Origin of the sequence: Halotalea alkalilenta (genome assembly GCF_001648175.1) — a bacterium.
In the GTDB taxonomy this organism is placed as follows: Bacteria; Pseudomonadota; Gammaproteobacteria; order Pseudomonadales; family Halomonadaceae; genus Halotalea; species Halotalea alkalilenta_A.
In genome coordinates this window covers 229,556-248,139 of sequence record NZ_CP015243.1, presented here as the reverse complement: position 1 = coordinate 248,139, position 18,584 = coordinate 229,556, and the positions used below count along the sequence as shown (strand labels likewise).

The window sequence follows — 18,584 nt, the reverse complement described above, 5'->3', positions numbered from 1 at the left end:
TAGCCTGGTCTATGCTGCGGGGGAGGCGTCTTATCGGCGCCTCCCCTGTTGTGCTTCAAAAGCTTCGAAAGTCGTGCTTCAGGCGATCGTTCCCAGGAAATAAAGCCAGGGAGGATGCGCAATGTCCCCTAGAGCAAGAAGCGCCGGTCCGCGGATCAAGGATAGCGACACCTATGATGCGCTGCGCGACCAAGGCGCATCGAAGGAGAAAGCGGCGCGGATAGCTAACGCCGCGGCGAAGCAGGGCCGATCCGAGATCGGCAAGCGCGGTGGCGAGTCAGAACCCTACGAGCAGTGCACTGTGCCCGCACTCAAGCAGCGTGCCAAGGAGCTTGGCCTGAGCGGCTACTCGGCGTTGCGCAAGGGCCAGCTGATCGATGCCCTGCGTGCGCATTGAACCGAATCCCTGCTTCTCGGGCACTCATCATGAGCGGGGTGCGATGGCGATCCTAGGCAGCCTGGGCGGCCTCGGCCGCGGGAACCAGCCGTTGGGCGACCAGCGCATGGAGGGCGGCGAGATAGGCGCCGCCCGGTGACGGCGGCGTGGGGTCCGAGAGCATCGCCACGCTCATTCCCAGGCTCGGCAGCACATAGAGCAGCTGGCCACCGTAGCCCCAGCCGAAATAGACCGGGTGATCGCCGAAGCGGTCGATGAACCAGCCATAGCCATATGCGCTACCGTTGAAGAACGAACGGGTGCGCGGCTGCCATGAGGTTGCGATCCAGTCCTCCGAGACTACTCGACGGCCATCGATCGTGCCGCCCTGACGGAACAGCTCACCGAAACGCAGTAGTGCCATCGGCGACAGCGACATCTCGTTGCCGCCGAGGTAGATCCCCTGCGGATCTCGAGTCCAGGCCGGGATCTGTATGCCAAGCGGATCGCCGAGCCAGGTTCGTGCCAGCGTCAGGGTCGAGGCATCGCTGATCCGGGTGAGGATTCGCGAGAGCAAGTGGGTGTTGCCGGTGGAGTAGAGCATTGCCCCGCCGGGACGGTCGACGAACGGGCGGGTAAGGGTGTAGGCGGTCCAGTCACGGCTTGCGATCCAGCGTCCATAGAACGACCCCGAGGTGCGTTCGAGTCCAGCCTGCATCGATAACAGGTTGCCCACCGTGATGCGCTCGAGCCCGGGTGTCGCATCCGCGGGCAGTCGTCCTAGCAGCTCGGTGATCGGCTGGTCGCTGGATGCGATCAGCCCACGGTCGATTGCGATGCCGGTCAGCGCCGCGATCAGCGTCTTCGACAGCGATTTGATGTTGACCGGCCGGTCCAGCGCGGGACCGTGCAGCCGCTCGTTGACCAGCGTGCGTCCGTCGACCGCCACCAGCAGTGAATTGAGCCGCGAGAGCCTCCGCGCCGCGTCCACCGCGGCATCGAAATTTGGCGCCGGCTGTGCGCGCCCGAGCGGTGGCAGCAGCAGCGCGGCCATACCCAGGCCTGCGGTGGTGAGCAGTTTCCGGCGATGCAGCACCCTTCCTCCCTGCCGGGGACCCCGGCTCATTTCACCCAACGAAGACCCATATCGTGCTGTCCTTCTGCGTCGGTGACGTAGAGTGCGCCCTCGCTGACCATCACGCTCCACTCGATGCTTCTCTGCAGGCCGGCGGCCAGGGTCTCCAGCGCTTGCTGGTCTGGTGCTGCGATGCGCAAGCGATCGAGTCGCGCCAGCGATGGCAGGTGCTTTTCTTCCCAGGGCGCGAGATTACCGTAGGCCAGCAGGGACACGCGCTGGTCGCGGCGGGCGGCGCGATCGAGGCGTTCAGCGTCCGGCTGGCCGACCTCGATCCAGTGCAGCACCCGGCCATCGAGGCTCTTCTCCCACAGCGCGGGCTCATCGACGTTCGACAGGCCGCGCCCGAACTCTAGCCTTTCGTCGTACCATAGCGCATAGGCGAGCAGCCTGGCCGCGAGCCGCACCGGTGTCTCGGAGGGATGGCGGGCGACGGTGAGCCGCACGCTGGGATAGAGCCCGCGATCGAGATCGCTCAGCTGGAGGTTGAACTTGTAGGGCGTGGCGGTAAGGGCCATGAGGTCTCTCGGTGCGTGGAGTGGTCGTGCATACTGCAGGGCCAAGGGCGTGTTCGCCGCATGATGATGGAGGATTTTAGCCTAACAATCTCTTACGCTTAGCCGTGTCGTGAGATGACGGGCCGCTGCGGTGGACGTTTCGGGTCGAGCGGCAATTCTTTCCATTCTTCGAGGTCGTCGATGCGTCATCACGGCAAGAATCCCCTGCGGGCACTGCGCAAGTGGTTGAGCGTCTATGCGCGCCCGATGAAGAGCGACCGCGGGCGCGGCGGTTTGGTGATTCACCCCTATCGAGGCTACGGCTCCCATAGTGAAGTCTTTCTGATGGGGCGGGTGTTCCGTCAGAGCGGGGTCGGCGAGAGCATCGAGCAGGGTGGGGTGCTGCGCGACCTGATCGACGTCTTCCGCCGCCTGATGCGCCGCGGAATGAGCGAGGTCAACGTGGCGGTGCGCCTTGGCGACTCCCATACCATCGTACCCACCGACGCCGACGGTTACTTCGAGGCGCACATGGCGATCGACGGACCGCTCGAGCTCAGCCGTGTGTGGCACGAGGCGGAGCTGCGGGTGCTGGTCGATAGCGAGGAGACGGTCAAGGCGACCACCGAGATCTATATCCCGCCGCTCGGCGTCGACTTCGCGGTGATCAGCGACATCGACGACACGGTGATGTACACCGGTGTCGCCAACAAGGCCAAGATGCTCTACCGGCTGTTCCTCGAAAAGGCCGATCGGCGAGCCGCTTTCCCCGGTGTCGCTGCGTTCTACCAAGCGCTCTATCTCGGTGACGGCGAGCGTGAGCGTCCGCTGCTCTATGTCTCGCGCGGACCTTGGAGCATCTACGAGATGCTCGAGGAGTTCTTTCGCCTGCATCGCATCCCCGTCGGCCCGGTGCTGTTCCTGCGTGAATGGGGGATGTCGCTGCACCGGCCCTTCCCGCGCCGGGCCAAGGACCACAAGCGGCTGATGATCCGCAGGATGCTGTCGCTCTATGGGGAGCTGCCGTTCATTCTGATTGGCGACAGCGGCCAGCAGGACCCCGAGGTCTACGCCAAGATCGTTCGTGAGTTCCCGACCCGGATCAAGACCATCTACATTCGCGCGGTGAACGAGGACAGCGAGCGCGACGCGGCGATCCAGAAGCTCGCCCAGGAGGTCTCCGACGCCGGCAGCACCCTGGTGCTCGCCGCCGACACCGCGACCATGGCGCGTCACGCGCTCTCCCAGGGCTACATCTCCAAGGAGGCGCTGGCGACCGTGCTCAAGGAAGAAAAGCAGGAGCGCCGGATCAAGATCTGAGCCGGCGGGCCCCGCCCGACTTGCTTTGCGCTGTCACGCTGAGGACGATGCAGCCCCTTTCGTCATGCGCCGTGCAGCCTCGTGCTCGAAATCCGCGCTGGTTACTCGGTCGGACGGATGTCGTAGTCGAAGTAGCGCTGCATGATCTCGTCGTAGGTGCCGTTGGCCATCACTTCATCCAGCCCACGGTTGAACGCTTCGACCAGCGCGGTATCGCGCTTCCTGAACGCCGCCGAGGTGCCCTTGCCGAAGATCGCTTCGGGACCTCTCACCGGCTCGCCCTGGATCGCGTAGGCCGCATCGTCGAGCAGCAGCGCCTGCGCCTGGGGCAGATTGGCGAAGATCAGGTCGAGACGCCCAGCCTGCATGTCGACGGCGACGGTATCGACCGTGGTATAGCGGCGGATATCCGCTTCCGGGTGGGTCGCGGTGACATAGTCGTCCTGGACGCTTGCCCGCTGCACGCCGATCCGCTTGCCGCTGAGATCGGCTTGCTCGTCGACCTCGAGGGGGCGATCGGCGGGGCCGACCCACACCGAAGGATTGAAGTAGTACGCCTTGGCGAAGGAGACCTGCTGCTGGCGCGCCGGAGTCATCAGCATCGAGGAGGCGATGATGTCGTACTTGCGCGCCAAGAGCCCAGGGATGATGCCGTCGAAGCTTTGCGCCTGCCATTCGCAGCGGCGCTGCATCCGTTCGCAGATCGCATTGACCAGCTCGACTTCGAAGCCGGTGAACTCACCATCGGCGGTGAGCATTTCATAGGGTGGAAAGGGAACGTCGGAAGCGATGCGCAGCGGCGGTTCCTCGGCGAGTGCGGCGGAAGAGAGAACGCAGAACAGCGAGGCACCGAGCAGGGCGCGCAGGGAAGGAAGCATGAGAGTGTCCGGTGTTGTCGTTGAAATCCGCTCGTCGGTGCCCAGCACCGACGGCCGTTCATCCTAAGGCCGCCGCTGCCGCGGGCTCAAGTCATCGGCGGGGGGCCGGCGCGCAGCGCCGCCAGGGTCTGGTCGAGCCGCTCGACCAGGATGTCGGCGTGCTGGCGCTCGAACACCAGCGGTGGGCGAATCTTCAGCACGTCGCCGCCCGCGCCGGTAAGGCTCAGCAGCACCCCGCGCTCGCGCATGCCCTCGACCACCGCACGGGCGATGGCTGCGGCGCTGCGCTCTGCATTGGACGCAAATGCCACGGCGATGAAGAGCCCCGCCCCGCGCACCTGGCCGATCTCCGGGTGGAGGGCGGCGAGCTGCCCGAGGCCACGGCGCAGGTATTCGCCCACTTCCTCGACCCGTTTAGGGATACCTTCGCGCTCGATCACTTCCAGCACCGCCAAGGCCGCAGCGCAAGAGACCGGGTTGCCGCCGAAGGTGTTGAAGTAGCGCGAGGCCTGGCCGAATGCCTCCATGCACTCCCTGCGCGCGACCACGGCGGCGACCGGGTGACCGTTACCGAACGGCTTGCCGAGGGTGACGATATCCGGACTCACGCGATGGCGCACGAACCCCCAGAAGGGTTCGCCGAGCCGCGCGAGCCCTGCCTGCACCTCGTCGGCGATGAACAGTCCACCGGCGCGATGGATGACCTCCACCGCTGGCGCGATGAATCCGGCCGGGTCGGTGACGATACCGTCGCTGGCGAACACGCTGTCGAGCAGCAGCGCCGCCGGGCGGATGCCGGCCGCTGCCAGTTCATTGACCGCGCGCTGCACCTGGGCGGCGAAGCGCTGGGCCGGCGTTAGCGCGTCGCGGTCGCAGGCGTCGGGCAGCTCGACCGTGCGTACGTGCGTGCCGAGCGGCACTTGCGCGCCTAATGAGGGCGAGGCTTGGGCGAGCGCTTGGGTGACGCCGTGGTAGGCCATGCGGGTGACGATCAGCCCTTGAGCGCCGGTGTACTGGCAGGCGATGCGATAGGCGAGGTCGTTGGCTTCGCTGCCGGTGCAGGTGAAGATCACCTGCGCAAGCGGTGGTGGCAGCGTCGCGAGCAAGCGTTCGGCGCAGTCGAGGATGGTTTCGTCGAGATAGCGGGTGTGGGTGTTGAGCCGCGCGGCCTGGCGCGAGATGGCGGCGACTACGTGAGGATGGCAGTGACCGAGGCAGGCGACGTTGTTGTAGGCGTCGAGATAGGCCCGGTCATGACGATCGTAAAGCCATACCCCCTCGCCGCGCTGCGGGTGCAGGGGCTGGTCGTAGAACAGCCGGTAAGCGCCGCCGAGCACTTTGCGGCGGCGCTCGAGCAGCGCTCGGTCATCTGCATCGAGGCCGCTCATGGCGCCTGCTCCTGGGTGATGTCGAGCCGTGACAGCAGCTGCGCGATCAGCGCCTCGCGTGGCTGCGCCAGGCAGTACGTTAGTGCACGGCGCGCGCGGGCATGGTTGCGCAATACGTAGTCGGCATTGTCGGGTGCGCGTGCGGCCCGCCACTGTGAAATGGTCACCACCATCATCAGGCGCGCGATGACCAGCTCAGGCAGCAGGCTCACCTCGATGGCCTGCAGCGGCGCCACGCGATGGTAGCCTTCGACCACCGCCAGCGCTTCGCACCAGGAGGTGTCGTCGAGCGCGAGCTGGTAGCTGACGGCGATCGCCAGCTCGTTGATCCTCGGGGCGCAGACCATGTCGCCGAAATCGATGATGCCCGCCACCCGCTCGCCGTGCTCGTCGACCAGCAGGTTGTGGCTGTTGAGATCGTTGTGGATCGCCTGGCGCCGGAGCCCGGCGAGCGCCGCTGCGGCGTGCCGCTCGAAGCGCTCGAGCCCGTCGATCGCCAGCTGGCGAGTGCCCGGCTCGATGATCGTCTCGATCAGCGGACGGAGATTGGCGGCATGCTGCAGGTCCCACGGCAGCTTGAGCCGCATTGCTGGGTGGTGGAAGCTCTCCAGCGCCAGGTCGAGTTCGGCCGCAAGCGTGCCGAGCGCGCGGCGACGATCGGTCGATACCGGTAGATCGGCCAGCGGCTGGCCGTGCAGATAAGTGCTCAGCCGCGCGACGCAGGGAGCGGCCGAGGCGCTTTGATAGCGCGGCACCGTCTCGCCGGACAGGCTGGTGACTACGCGCGGCACGGGGAGTAAGGGCGCGGTGCGGGCCAGGTGTAAGAGCGCCCGGGTGTGGAAATCGGCGACTTCGGCCCGCTCGGCCGGGTGGGCGATCTTGAGCACGTAGTCGCGGCCATGCGATCCGCGCAGGTGAAAATTGCGATCGCGTTCCCCCCCGAGTGCGCGCGCGGTCACGCGCAGGCCATAGCGTTCTGCGACGAACGCCTCGGCTTGCCGGCACGATACCGGGGGCGATGCAGCGCTCAGCACCGCATCGATGACTTCGAGCCCGCTCATGGCCGTGCGTCCGCACTGCCGCGTTCGAACCCTTCGAGCACGCGGGCTAAGTTGTCGCCCAGCGCGTCCGACAAGTATCCCCCCTCCTGGATCAGCGCAGTGGGTAGCCCAAGCCGGGCGATCGCCGCGCCGATATCGGCGAAGCCCGCGGTGGAGACCGCGACGCCTTGGTAGGGGTCGTGCTCGTAGGTATCGAGGCCGAGCGAGACCACCAGCGCGCCGGGCGCGTAGTCGACGATCCGGCGGCAGGCATCGAGAAGCACTTCGAGGTAGCCTTCGGTGGGTAGCCCCTTGGGCAGCGGATAGTTGACGTTGAAGCCGAAGCCTTCTCCCGAGCCGCGCTCGTCGGCATGCCCGGTGAAGAACGGGGTCATGTAGTGGGGGTCGGCGTGCAGCGAGATCGTGAGCACATCGCTGCGCGGATAGAAGAGCCCTTGGGTACCGTTGCCGTGGTGGACGTCGATATCGAGTATCGCGACGCGCGAATGCCGGCTGCGCAGGTATTGGGCCGCGATCGCGGCATTGTTCAGGTAGCAGAAACCGTTGGCGCGCTCGGCGTAGGCATGGTGTCCCGGCGGGCGACACAGCGCATAGACCGCGCGCTCGCCCTCGAGCAGCAGCTGCGCGGCCTCGATCGCGCACTGGGCCGAGCCGTATGCGGCTTTCCAGGTATGCATGCCGATCGGGCAGGCCATGTCGCCGAGGTGGAAGCCCACCTGTCCGACCAGATGGCGAGGGTAGGTACAGGGTTCGCCGGGAAAGGGATGGATATTGGCGACCACTTCCTCGCCGGCATCCTCGAGCGTTTGCCAGCGTGGATGCACCGTGGAGAGGAAGTCGAGATAGCGTCGGGTGTGAATCGCTTCGATCGGCGCCAGGCCATGCTCGCGTGGGGCGACGATCGAATGCCCTGCCTCGCGCGCAGCGGCGAGCAGAATCTCCCCTCGCGCGGGTTGCTCATTGCTGCGCTTGAGCCGGCCGCGCACCACGAAGAACTGAGGGTCATGCTGTAAGTGGTCGTCTTTGTTGATTATTTTCACCGCAGGCTCCGTCGTGGCGGATGGATGAAAGGATGCTTCATGTTTTAGTTATATGATGCATCATACACCCTATACAGTCTCGTCATCTGGCTGTACATTTGTTTTCAGCGCCGAAGACTTTCAGCGCATGGTGGTGAACCCGCCTGGCCGAGCAGCGAACGGAGAGCGATTCATGCAGCACCGGTTCGAGAGCGTCGAGCACGCTTCGCTGGGAGCCAGTGTCTACGGCCATTTGCGCGAGGCGCTGATCGAAGGGCGCTTGAAGCCCGACGACCGATTGCGCATCCGTGAGCTGGCGGACCAGTTCGGCACCAGCGTGACGCCGGTGCGAGACGCGATCCTGCGACTTGCCAAGGAGCAGGCGCTGGAGATGCGCTCGCCGCGCGATATCAGGGTGCCGGTGCTGGACGTGCCAGGGTATGACGAGGTCTATACGCTGCGCCTCGAACTCGAGGGCTTGGCGGCGGCCACCACCGCGAAGCGCATCCAGTCGCATGAACTCGAGCTGTTCAAGCGCAACATCGAAGAGAATCATCAGGCGCTGTCGAATGGAGACATGGAGAGCGCGATGCGCCTCAATCAGCGTTTCCATTTTCATCTCGTCGAGCTTGCCGGGCTACCGCTGCTCGAGCGCTTCATCGACAGCCTGTGGATGCGTGCCGGGCCTGTGATCGCGCTGGCCTATCGGGAGTTTTCCGAGCGGGTGGCGATCCAGCACCACTGGGAAGTGCTCGACGCGCTGGTCGCGAGGAGCGAGGAAGGGGCGCGCGCGGCGATTCGCGCCGATATCGAGGACGGCTACGAAATGATGGCGCACTTCCTTTCCACGCTGCGACGATAGCGAGCGCGAGGCGAGGAAGCACTTGGCCGTTTTGTTCATTCCAACGATAAGCAAGGACGAAACGATGCAGTCGATGTCTTCCGCGACCGGTGCGTCGCTTGCCGTGGCCCGGCGCGATCTGGCCGCTGCCTACCGTTTGATCGCCCATTTCGGGCTCGATGACAGCATCTACACCCATATCTCGATGCGCGCCGAAGAGGGCGAATCGCGCTTTTTGATCAACCCCTATGGCTACCGTTTCGAGGAGGTCCGCGCCTCCAACCTGGTCACCGTCGATCTCGAGGGCAATCTCGTCGACGACCCCGACGGGGCGGGGATCAACAAAGCCGGTTTCACCATCCACAGCGCGATCCATGCCGCCCGCGCCGACGCCCACTGCGTGCTCCACACCCACTCGGTGGCGGGTGTCGCGGTCTCCTGCCTGGAAGAAGGGCTGCTGCCGCTCAACCAGTGGGCGATGCAGTTCCATGGGCGCATCGCCTATCACGACTACGAAGGCATCGCGCTCGATCTTGCCGAGCGCGAGCGGCTGGTCCGCGATCTTGGCGACAAGCCGGTGATGATCCTGCGCAACCATGGGCTGCTGGTTTGCGGGCGCAGCGTCGGGGGAGCGTTCCGGCGCATGTACAACCTCGAGCGCAGCTGCAAGGCGCAGCTCGCGATCATGGCCACCGGCGCGCCGGTTCGCCGTCCCGCCGCATCGCTCTGCGAGCATGTCGCCGGCCAGTACGAACGCTGGGACAGCGATCACGACACCACCGCGCGAGACCCTGAATGGGAGGCCTACCTGCGGCTGATCACGCAGCTGCAGCCCGATTTCGCCGACTGAAATCCCGCAGCCGACCCGCCGGTCGGCTGGTGTTCCCGGCCGGCGATCGTGTCCGATCGACAATTACAACAATGGGAAAAACGCCATGAGTGTTTTCGTATCGCTTCCCGGCCGCCTGGCGGCAGCCGCCCTGGCCCTATGCTTCAGCGCCGTCGTGCATGCCCAGTCGGAGCCGCAGTCGGGTGGGGTGATCAATGTGGCGATTCAGCCCGAGCCGCCGGGGCTGATGATCGGCCTGGTCCAGAATGCCCCGACCCAGCGCATCTCCGGCAACATCTATGAGGGGCTGTTGCGCTATGACGCCCAGCTCCAGCCGATGCCGCAGCTGGCCAGCGCATGGGAGATCAGCGATGACGGGCTGACCTACACCTTCCATCTGCGCGAAGGCGTGCAGTGGCACGATGGAGAGCCGTTCAGCGCCGACGACGTGGTGTTCTCCACCGACGTCTTCATGCGCGAGACCAATCCGCGCTCCCGGGCGATCCTCGACCATGTGGCGAGCATCGAGGCGCCGGACGCCAACACCGTGGTGTTCACGCTCAAGCAGCCGTTCCCGGCCTTCATCCAGGCGTTCGAGGTCGGCACCCTGCCGATGGTGCCCCGGCACGTCTATGCCGACACCGACTTCTACAACAACCCCGCCAACAACACGCCGATCGGCACTGGTCCTTTCAAGTTCGCCAGATGGGACCGCGGCTCGGTGATCGAGCTGGTCAAGAACGAGGAATACTACGAAGCGGGCAAGCCGTACCTGGACAGGATTTACTGGCACGTGATTCCCGACGCCGCCTCGCGCGCCGCCGCCTTCGAGAACGGTACGCTGCAGGTGATGCCTGCGGGGTCGGTGGAGAACTTCGACCTCGCCCGGCTCGAAGCGCTCGATGGCAGCTGCATGACCGAGGCCGGCAACGAGTACTTCAACCCGTTCGCCATGCTGTGGCTCAACAACCGCGAAGGGCCGACCGCCGACAAGCGTTTCCGCCAGGCGGTGATGTACGCGCTCGATCGCGAGTTCGTCAGGAACGTGTTGTGGAACGGACTCGGCAAGGTGCCCAACGGCCCATTCTCGTCGACCCTGGCGGCCCACGATCCTGATCTCGAACAGTACGACTACGACCCCGACAAGGCGCGCGAACTGCTCGAGGAGATGGGCTACGACGGTGCCCCGGTGCGCCTTTTGCCGCTGCCCTACGGCGAGACCTGGACGCGCTGGGCCGAGGCGGTGCGCCAGAATCTCGAGGATGTCGGTATCAGGGTGACCACCGAGTCCACCGATGTCGCCGGCTGGAACCAGAAGATCAGCGACTGGAGCTACGACATCGCTTTCACCTACCTCTTCCAGTATGGCGACCCCTCGCTCGGCATCGCGCGGACCTACGTCTCGAGCAACATCGCCAAGGGATCGCCCTGGAACAACGTCGAGGGCTACGCCAACCCCGAGGTCGACGCGCTGTTCGCCCGTGCGGCGGTCGAGAACGATGAAGCCGCGCGTCTCGCCGACTTCGCCGAGGTCCAGCGCATCCTGCGCGAGGACGTGCCGCTGGCGTGGCTTTTGGAGATGGGCCAGCCGACGCTCTACCGCTGCAACGTCCACGACCTGATCACCACCGGGATCGGACTCAACGACGGCTTCAAGAACGCCTGGATCGAACGCTGATCGCGCCGCGCCGACTGATTGATAAGGAGGTGGATCGATGCCTTACATTTCTTTCATCGTGGGGCGCCTGGTCAAGGCGGTGCTGGTGCTGCTGGCGATCGTGGTGCTCAATTTCTTCCTGATCCACATGGCGCCGGGCGACCCCGCGGCGGTGATGGCCGGAGAGGCGGGCGCCACGGACCAGCAGTTTCTCGATGACCTGCGCGAGCGCTTCGGGCTCGACCAGCCGCTGCCGGTGCAGCTGTGGCGCTACGTCAGCGGTGTGCTGACGCTCGACTTCGGCTACTCGTACCGCCAGCAGATGCCGGTGCTCGAGCTGATTCTCGATCGGCTGCCGGCGACGCTGCTGCTCACCGGCACGGCGTTCGTGATTTCCCTGGTGCTGGGGGTGTCCGCCGGCGTGCTGGCGGCGATGCGGGCCAAGCACTCCTCGGGCTCGCTGATCATGGTCGTGGCGCTTCTGTTCTACGCCACACCGCTCTATTGGGTCGCGATGATGGCGGTATTGGTGTTCTCGGTACTGCTCGGCTGGCTACCGGCCTACGGCTACTCCACGGTAGGCGCCGACTACCAGGGGCTCGCCCATGTCGGCGATGTGGCCATGCACCTGATCCTGCCGGCGACCACGCTGGGGCTCTTCTTCATGGCGGTCTATACCCGCATGACCCGCGCCTCGATGCTGAACGCCGGGCAGCAGGACTTCGTCAAGACCGCGCGCGCCAAGGGGCTGGCTCCCGGGGTGATCCAGCGTCGCCACGTGCTGCGCAACGCGGTGTTGCCGATCATTACCCTGGCGGGCCTGCAGGCGGGCCAAATGGTCGGTGGGGCGGTGTTGACCGAGACGGTGTTCGCCTGGCCCGGCATCGGCAGATTGATGTACGAGGCGCTGATGCAGCGTGACTACAACCTGCTGCTGGGCATCTTCTTCTTCTGCGCGCTGCTGGTGATCGTGTTCAACATGCTCACCGACCTGATCTACCGACTCGCCGACCCTCGCATCAAGGAGGCCAAATGAGCTTTTTCGCCCGCTTTGCCCAGAACCGTGGCGCGCTGTTCGGCCTCTTGATCCTCGTCATGGTCGTCGCGCTCGCGCTGCTCGCGCCACTGCTCTATCCGGAGTCGCCGTGGCGGATGGTCCAGCGCCCGTTCCTCGCCCCGGGAGAGCTCTCGGGCTTTCCGCTGGGGACCGACACCATGGGCCGCGATGTCGCCGCTGGATTGGCCCATGGCGCCTGGGTGTCATTGCTGATCGGGTTGATCTCCACCCTGGTGGCACTGGCGATCGGCGTGCCGCTGGGGGCATTGGCCGGCTACTTCGGCGGTTGGATCGACGATGCGCTGATGCGGATCACCGAGCTGTTCCAGACCATACCGAGCTTCGCGCTGGCGATCGTGCTGGTGGCGATCATGTCGCCGAGCGTCGGTTCTGTCGTTGCCGCCATCTCGATCGTCAGCTGGCCACCGGTGGCGCGCCTGGTGCGGGGCGAGTTCCTCTCGCTGAAGCAGCGTGAATACGTCGAGGCCGCTCGCCTGGCCGGGCTTGGGCACTGGGATCTGATCGTGCGCCAGATCCTGCCCAATGCGCTGTCGCCGGTGATCGTGCTGGCCTCGTTGATGATCGCCACCGCGATCCTGCTCGAATCCTCGCTTTCGTTCCTGGGGCTGGGCGATCCCGACGTGATGTCGTGGGGCTACATGATCGGCGCCGCGCGTACGGTAATGCGCCAGGCCTGGTGGCTGAGCGTGATCCCCGGGGTGATGATCCTGCTCACCGTGCTTGCGCTCAATCTGGTGGGCGAAGGGCTCGACGATGCATTGAACCCGCAGCTCGCGCGACAGCGACACTGAGGAGCCGGCTCCATGTCCAATCCACTGCTACGCATCGAACGACTGGCGCTGGCGCTGCCCGAGGGGGCCGACCGGCTCTATGCGGCCGAGAATCTGAGCTATGAGCTCGACCGGGGAGAAATACTCTGCGTGGTCGGAGAGTCCGGGTCGGGCAAGTCGATGACCGCCAATGCGGTGATGGGACAGCTGCCGCCGGGAGTGCGTGCCGCCGCGGGGCGAGTGCTGTTCGATGGCATCGACCTGCTGCGCCTGAGCGAGCCCGAGCACCGTAAACTACGCGGCAAGCGGATCGGGATGATCTTCCAGGAGCCGATGACCGCGCTCAATCCGCTGATGCGGATCGGCGAGCAGATCGCCGAGGTGTTCGAAGCCCACGGCCTTTTGACCACCAGGCAGCGCCAGGCGCGGGTGATCGAGCTGATCGATGAGGTCGGTTTGCCGGATCCCCGGTCGATCGCACGGGCCTATCCTTTCGAGCTCTCCGGCGGCCAGCGCCAGCGGGTGATGATCGCCATGGCGCTGGCCTTGGAGCCTGAGCTGCTGATCGCCGACGAGCCGACGACCGCGCTGGATGTCACCACCCAGGCGCAGATTCTGCGGCTGATCAAGGCACTCCAGGCACGCCGGGGGATGGCGGTGATGTTCATCACTCATGACTTCGGCGTGGTGGCGGAAATAGCCGACCGGGTCTGTGTGATGCGCCATGGGCGGATCGTCGAGATGGGCACCGCCGAGGCGCTGCTCGCCGCGCCGCAGGAGGCCTACACCCGAGCGTTGATCGACGCGATCCCGGGGGATGCGCTGCCGCCCGAGCGCGAGGCGCGTGAGGAGGTGCTGTTGAGCGTCGAGGGGTTGTCCAAGGTCTATCGCAGCGGCGGTGGTTGGTTCAAACCCAAGCGTGAGGTCGCGGCGCTGAACGACATCTCGCTCACCCTCGGGCGAGGAGAGACGCTGGGTATCGTCGGCGAGTCGGGGTCGGGCAAGTCGACCTTGGGGCGCTGCATCGTTGGGCTCGAGCGGGCCGACGCAGGCGTGATGCAGTTCGCTGGAGCGCCGCTCGAAAACCGCAGCGCGGCCCTGCGCCGGCGCATCCAGATGGTTTTCCAGGACCCGTACGCCTCGCTCAACCCGCGTATTCGCATCGGCATGGCGATCGCCCAGGGGCCGATCGCCAACGGCGTGGCCAAGGCCGAGGCGCTGGCTCAGGCACGCACCCTGCTGGCAACGGTCGGCCTCGACGAAGCCGTCGCCGAGCGCTACCCGCATGAGTTTTCCGGCGGCCAGCGCCAGCGTATCGGTATCGCCCGGGCGCTGGCACTGGCGCCTGAGCTGATCGTCGCCGACGAAGCGGTCTCCGCGCTCGACGTCTCGATCCAGGCCCAGGTGCTCGAGCTGTTCGTGCGCTTGAAGCGGGAGCTGAATCTTTCGCTTTTGTTCATCACCCACGACTTGAGGGTCGCGGCACAGATCTGTGATCGGCTGATCGTGATGCGCAAGGGCATTATCGTCGAGCAGGGCTCGGCGCACCGGATATTCACTGCGCCTCGGGAGGCCTACACCAAGGAGCTGCTCGCGGCGATTCCCGGGCGCGACCGAGGGGTGTCGCATCTCGCCACGGTGACGGCCGAATGAGCATCGGCCCGCCTTAGCGGCCCTCGGTCCGCGGCTCGCTCAGCCCAGCGGGCCGCCGAGGATGGTCTTGCGCATCCCCTGGATCACGCGATCGCCGCTCTCCTCGAGGAGTTCGGCATACCACGCCTGGGTTTCCTCCGGCTGCTTGCCGTGGGTGATGTCGCAGCGTTTTCGCGCTCGCTCGACGATCGAGGCGACGCGCTCGACGCGGGCGCGGTCGTAGGCTTCGAGTGCCGCCGGGACGTCTTCACCCGCAGCGGCGAGGCATTCGGCCAGCACCCAGGCATCCTCCATCGCCTGGCAGCCGCCCTGGCCGAGGTCGGGCGCCATGGCGTGGGCGGCGTCGCCGAGCAGCGCCACGCGCTGGTCGACCAAACGCTCGAGCGGTTCGATGTCGTGGATCTCGACGCGCGCGACGGTGGCGGGGTCGAGGCGCTCGATCAGCCGCTGCACCGGTGCGGCCCAGCCGGCGAAGTGCTCGCTGAGTTCGTCGCGGTAGAGGTCGCGATCGTTGACGCTGCCTTTGGCGAGCGGCACGTCGAAGAAGAAGTAGAATTGATCCCCTCCCATCGGCATCAGCGAAACCCGCTTGCCCTCGCCGACGAACTGCGCCCACTCATCCGCCTGGGCAAGATCGTCACTGGCCGTGACCCGGCCGTTCCAGTTGACGTAGCCGCAGTAGCGGCGCTCGATCGCCCGCCCCGCGACCAGATCGCGCAGCTTCGAGTGGGTGCCGTCGGCGGCGATCAGCAGGTCCGCCTCGATGCGCTGCCCATCATCGAAGAACACGGCGACTCGCTCGCCCTCGAGCTGATAGCGCGCACAGCTGACGCCGAGGGTGACGTGCTCCGCACCGACCGCGTCGAGCAGTACGCGCTGCAGTTCGGTTCGTGCGATCGGCTTGGCGCTCTGGCGTACCTGGTCGTAGAGCGGCTCGAGGCTGAAGCGAGTGAGCAGGCGTCCGTCCCGGTCGCTGTAGCTCATCGTGCTCATGGTGCCACTGGCCGCGTCGATCGCGTCATTCAGCCCCAGCGCGCCGAGCACCTTGACTCCGTTGGACCATACCGAGATCGCCGAGCCCGCGGGCGCCAGCTCCGGGGCGCGGTCGAACAGGCGGACACGATGGCCCTGGCGCTTGAGGGCGATGGCAGCAGTGAGGCCGCCCATGCCGGCGCCGGCGATGACGATATCGAGCGTTTTCATTGGAATGATCCTTGCCATGAGCGATATGGAGAAGGCGCCTGCGCAGTGGCGCACCGCTGATAGGGATCATCTTAAAGCCAAAGTGCGTACCGTTATCGGCGCTCAGCTGTACTGGATTCGGCAGCGGCGGGGTTTTTTAAGCTTCCTGATGAGCGCAGGGGCTGCGCTATCGCCTCGTATCGATCCTGTCGGCGATGTCGAGGATCTGCGACGACGGCAGGTAGCCTTCGATATCCATTTTCGGCTCGCCGTCACGGCCGATCAGTATCACCCGCAGCGGGCCGAAGCCATCGCTTTGCAGCGCAGCCAGGAGTGCGGCGGTCTCGTAGGGAGTGAGCACACGCCCGTCGCGGCTACCGACGCCGCCGACCACGGTGTACAGCGGCATGCCGCGCTGCTCGAGGGCGGTGCGGTTGGGCGGCTGCTCGAACTCGATCGCCAGCCGGCGGTAGTCGGGGTCGTTGGCCTCCGGTGCGATCATCACCAGCGGTCGATGATGGCCGCGTTCGGCGAGCAGCGGATTGGCCGCCGGGTCCTGGGCGACCACCAGCGAGGAGGCCAGCAGGCCGGTCAGTGCGATGCAGTAGCCGAGCATTCGCTTCATCGGTGCTCCTTGCGCAGGGCGTCGATCCGGGTGATCGCGCCATCCAGCGCCTTCGCCGCCTGCTTGGCGACATCGGCGGCGGGGTGGGCGCTGTAGCGATCGTTGAACGTCTCGATCGATAGTGGCCCGCGATAGTCGATCGCGGCGATCGCCGCATAGAACGGCTCGAGCGCGAGCTCTCCCTCGCCCGGAAAGCGCCGCGCATGGCGGCTCCAGTCGAGCAGCTGGCGCTTGCATAGCTCGTCGTCGCCGCTGTCGAGGAACACCTCGCGGCGCGGCGCGTCGGCGAGCTGGACCAAGAAGATCCTCTCGGCCGGCAGGGTCGCCATGAGCTCGAGCGGTTCGTTGCGGGCCAATGGATGGAAACTGTCGAGCACCAATCCGAACTGTGGATGGTCGAGCCGGCGCACGATCTCCCAGGCCTGGCGGTAGTCGCAGACTTGGTCGCCCCAGGCAAGCGCCTCGAAGCCGATGCGCTTGTCGTGGGCGCTGGCGAACTCGGCCGCAGCGCCAAGGTCGTCCAGACGGCGCTCGGGGTTGGCGCTCGCCATGCGATCGGTGTTGCTCGCGATCAGCAAAAGCTCGGTACCGAGCGCATCCATCGTCTCGAAACTGCGCTTGAGACGCTCGCCACGCTGTTCGGGGTCACAGTGGCCCTCGAAATCCTTGAGCGGCTGCAGGCAGATCACGCGCAGGCCCAGCTCGCGGGCGAGATGGCCGATCCGCTTTTCGGTGAGACGGCTCTGCGCCAGGTCTGGGGCATAGATTTCGACGCCTTCGAAGCCAGCGGCGGCGATCGCCTCGAGCTTGTCGGCCAGATCTCCGCCGAGGCAGACAGTGGCTATGGTGCGCATGGGTCACTCCTGGGGCCGCGGGAACGCGCTTGCCGAGCGCAGATGTCGTTCTGGACAAGCGAGCAATGGCGCGCAGCTGGGCGCGGGCCGGCTTCCATCTTATTGCAGCCAGCGCGGATCGAGGATGCCATCGAGTCGCGAATAAGGAATCACCAGCTCCGGCTGGCCCTCCGAGTAGGGAGCGATCGCGTAGACGTCGTACTTGAGCGTCAGCCCATCGGTGAGCGGCGCGACGTTGTCGGTGAGCGAAAATTCCCACTGCTCGGTGAAGTCGGGATCATCGGGGAACTGCTGCCTCGCCCAGTCGGCGTGGGCCTCGCGGGCGAGCTGCTCGAAGGCCTCGCGGCGGTCCGGCAGCAGCAGGTCGTCGAGCCCGAGCGCTCGCTGGTCTCGCAGATCGAAGACCAGGTAGCGAGTGGTCGGCATGCCGTGGGCGCCGCCGGTGAAGACGTAGGCGTCGAGTTCGAGCACCACCAGGCTTGAAGTACGGCGCAGCTCACGGGCGCTCAGCTCGCTCGCCCAGCGCGGGTCGTCGGCGCCGACGCGTGCGGCGATGGCAAGGAAGCGGGTGGCATAGGCCTCGGGGCTGGCGGAGGCGGTGTTGGTCTCACCGACGTCCACCGCGAGCCCCGCCAGGGCCTCACGCACCGCGCGGTCGAGCTCGGGCTGGCCCGGGTAGCGCGGATAGTCGGCACGGACATAGGCGCAGTCGTCGCCTTGGCATCCCGGAGCGACGCGCTGCCATTCGACCTGGGTGGCGGACGAGGTGGGGCGTGGGGGGGAATCCGGGGCGGCGGCACAGGCACTCAGCAGCAGTGGCAGCAGCGCGAGAAGGATACGACGCATGGTGACTCCGTGAGGCGTGGATGACGAGACTCATGAAGCGACGCGCAGTGCGGGAATGCAAGCCGTCGTGCGCGACGCCCCCGGCCGGTTTGGGCAGCGGGGGCGGCATCCGCTCAGCTGGTGAGGAAATCCACCGCGGCTAGATAGCCGTAGGTACCGAGGCCGACGATGATTCCATCGGCGCGGGCTGAGAGATAGGAGTGGTGGCGGAAGCTTTCGCGGGCGTGGACGTTGGAGATGTGCAGCTCGACCACTTTGCCTTCGAATGCGTTCAGCGCATCGAGGATCGCCACCGAGGTGTGGGTATAGGCGCCGGCGTTGATGATGATGGCATCGGTGCTTTCGCGAGCGCGGTGAATCGCGTCGATGAGTTCGCCTTCGTGGTTCGATTGGAAGCACTCTATCTCGGCGCGGCCGAAAGCATGGCCACGGACCTTGTTCTCGACGTCCTGCAGGGTCTCGTGGCCGTAGATTTCGGGCTGGCGCTTGCCGAGCAGGTTGAGGTTGGGGCCGTGGAGCAGGAGGATTTTCATCTTGGCTCGCTCGTGGTGGATGACGTGGATGATTCAGCGAGA

The 18,584-nt window shown here is 65.9% G+C and carries 19 protein-coding genes; 8 read left to right on the top strand and 11 right to left on the bottom strand.

Annotation, left to right across the window (positions count from 1 at the left end):
- The first annotated feature begins 121 nt into the window (after nucleotides 1-121).
- Nucleotides 122-397 (top strand): DUF7218 family protein, encoded by a 276-nt coding sequence (locus A5892_RS01165; protein WP_064121232.1) that lies wholly within the window; start codon nucleotides 122-124, stop codon nucleotides 395-397.
- A gap of 52 nt (nucleotides 398-449) precedes the next feature.
- Here A5892_RS01165 and A5892_RS01160 read toward each other — a convergent pair whose 3' ends face one another.
- Together A5892_RS01160 and A5892_RS01155 are read right to left on the bottom strand one after the other, a co-directional pair.
- Nucleotides 450-1,472 (bottom strand): serine hydrolase domain-containing protein, encoded by a 1,023-nt coding sequence (locus tag A5892_RS01160; RefSeq protein ID WP_223302754.1) that lies wholly within the window; start codon nucleotides 1,470-1,472, stop codon nucleotides 450-452.
- Nucleotides 1,473-1,498: 26 nt separating this feature from the next.
- Nucleotides 1,499-2,029, bottom strand: a complete 531-nt coding sequence (locus tag A5892_RS01155) for a YaeQ family protein (RefSeq protein ID WP_064121230.1) — start codon at nucleotides 2,027-2,029, stop codon at nucleotides 1,499-1,501.
- 180 nt (nucleotides 2,030-2,209) lie between these two features.
- Between A5892_RS01155 and A5892_RS01150 the strand changes: the two genes are divergently transcribed.
- Nucleotides 2,210-3,328 carry an App1 family protein gene (locus tag A5892_RS01150; protein ID WP_064121229.1) on the top strand — a complete coding sequence of 373 codons (1,119 nt, stop codon included), beginning with the start codon at nucleotides 2,210-2,212 and terminating at the stop codon, nucleotides 3,326-3,328.
- Nucleotides 3,329-3,429: 101 nt separating this feature from the next.
- Here A5892_RS01150 and A5892_RS01145 read toward each other — a convergent pair whose 3' ends face one another.
- From A5892_RS01145 to A5892_RS01130, 4 genes are all read right to left on the bottom strand, one after another.
- The gene (locus A5892_RS01145) at nucleotides 3,430-4,206 is read right to left on the bottom strand and encodes a transporter substrate-binding domain-containing protein (RefSeq protein ID WP_064121228.1); all 777 of its coding nucleotides are present in this window, start codon (nucleotides 4,204-4,206) and stop codon (nucleotides 3,430-3,432) included.
- Nucleotides 4,207-4,292: 86 nt separating this feature from the next.
- Entirely contained in the window at nucleotides 4,293-5,594 is a 1,302-nt protein-coding gene (locus tag A5892_RS01140; protein ID WP_064121227.1) for an aspartate aminotransferase family protein, read from the bottom strand.
- Complete coding sequence (locus A5892_RS01135) at nucleotides 5,591-6,655, bottom strand: phosphotransferase (RefSeq protein ID WP_064121226.1); 1,065 nt, start codon at nucleotides 6,653-6,655, stop codon at nucleotides 5,591-5,593. Before A5892_RS01135 ends, A5892_RS01140 begins: the two co-directional genes overlap by 4 nt.
- Nucleotides 6,652-7,695, bottom strand: coding sequence for a histone deacetylase family protein (locus A5892_RS01130; protein ID WP_064121225.1), 1,044 nt, complete (start codon nucleotides 7,693-7,695; stop codon nucleotides 6,652-6,654). Before A5892_RS01130 ends, A5892_RS01135 begins: the two co-directional genes overlap by 4 nt.
- 172 nt (nucleotides 7,696-7,867) lie before the next feature.
- Here A5892_RS01130 and A5892_RS01125 point away from each other — a divergent pair, with 172 nt between their 5' ends.
- The 6 genes from A5892_RS01125 (at nucleotide 7,868) to A5892_RS01100 (ending at nucleotide 14,502) form a co-directional block, all read left to right on the top strand.
- Complete coding sequence (locus tag A5892_RS01125) at nucleotides 7,868-8,536, top strand: GntR family transcriptional regulator (protein ID WP_064121224.1); 669 nt, start codon at nucleotides 7,868-7,870, stop codon at nucleotides 8,534-8,536.
- A gap of 64 nt (nucleotides 8,537-8,600) precedes the next feature.
- Nucleotides 8,601-9,365, top strand: coding sequence for a class II aldolase/adducin family protein (locus A5892_RS01120; RefSeq protein WP_082890207.1), 765 nt, complete (start codon nucleotides 8,601-8,603; stop codon nucleotides 9,363-9,365).
- An 85-nt stretch (nucleotides 9,366-9,450) separates the two neighbouring features.
- Nucleotides 9,451-11,022, top strand: a complete 1,572-nt coding sequence (locus tag A5892_RS01115) for an ABC transporter substrate-binding protein (protein WP_064121223.1) — start codon at nucleotides 9,451-9,453, stop codon at nucleotides 11,020-11,022.
- A 37-nt stretch (nucleotides 11,023-11,059) separates the two neighbouring features.
- On the top strand, nucleotides 11,060-12,037 hold the full coding sequence (locus A5892_RS01110) for an ABC transporter permease (RefSeq protein WP_064121222.1): 978 nt from the start codon (nucleotides 11,060-11,062) through the stop codon (nucleotides 12,035-12,037).
- On the top strand, nucleotides 12,034-12,870 hold the full coding sequence (locus tag A5892_RS01105) for an ABC transporter permease (RefSeq protein WP_027349001.1): 837 nt from the start codon (nucleotides 12,034-12,036) through the stop codon (nucleotides 12,868-12,870). The genes A5892_RS01110 and A5892_RS01105 overlap by 4 nt, the downstream gene beginning before the upstream one ends.
- Nucleotides 12,871-12,882: 12 nt before the next feature.
- On the top strand, nucleotides 12,883-14,502 hold the full coding sequence (locus A5892_RS01100; protein WP_064121221.1) for an ABC transporter ATP-binding protein: 1,620 nt from the start codon (nucleotides 12,883-12,885) through the stop codon (nucleotides 14,500-14,502).
- Between the two features lie 39 nt (nucleotides 14,503-14,541).
- On the opposite strand, the gene hpxO is transcribed toward A5892_RS01100, so the two are convergent.
- The 5 genes from hpxO to aroQ all read right to left on the bottom strand — a co-directional run bounded on the left by hpxO (nucleotide 14,542) and on the right by aroQ (nucleotide 18,542).
- Nucleotides 14,542-15,705 carry an FAD-dependent urate hydroxylase HpxO gene (hpxO, locus tag A5892_RS01095; RefSeq protein WP_064121220.1) on the bottom strand — a complete coding sequence of 388 codons (1,164 nt, stop codon included), beginning with the start codon at nucleotides 15,703-15,705 and terminating at the stop codon, nucleotides 14,542-14,544.
- A 166-nt stretch (nucleotides 15,706-15,871) separates the two neighbouring features.
- Complete coding sequence (locus A5892_RS20390; protein ID WP_064121219.1) at nucleotides 15,872-16,309, bottom strand: DUF4174 domain-containing protein; 438 nt, start codon at nucleotides 16,307-16,309, stop codon at nucleotides 15,872-15,874.
- Entirely contained in the window at nucleotides 16,306-17,163 is an 858-nt protein-coding gene (locus tag A5892_RS01085; RefSeq protein WP_064121218.1) for a sugar phosphate isomerase/epimerase family protein, read from the bottom strand. The genes A5892_RS20390 and A5892_RS01085 overlap by 4 nt, the downstream gene beginning before the upstream one ends.
- Nucleotides 17,164-17,262: 99 nt before the next feature.
- On the bottom strand, nucleotides 17,263-18,009 hold the full coding sequence (locus A5892_RS01080; RefSeq protein ID WP_064121217.1) for an RsiV family protein: 747 nt from the start codon (nucleotides 18,007-18,009) through the stop codon (nucleotides 17,263-17,265).
- 113 nt (nucleotides 18,010-18,122) lie between these two features.
- On the bottom strand, nucleotides 18,123-18,542 hold the full coding sequence (aroQ, locus tag A5892_RS01075) for a type II 3-dehydroquinate dehydratase (RefSeq protein ID WP_064121216.1): 420 nt from the start codon (nucleotides 18,540-18,542) through the stop codon (nucleotides 18,123-18,125).
- Nucleotides 18,543-18,584: the final 42 nt, after the last annotated feature.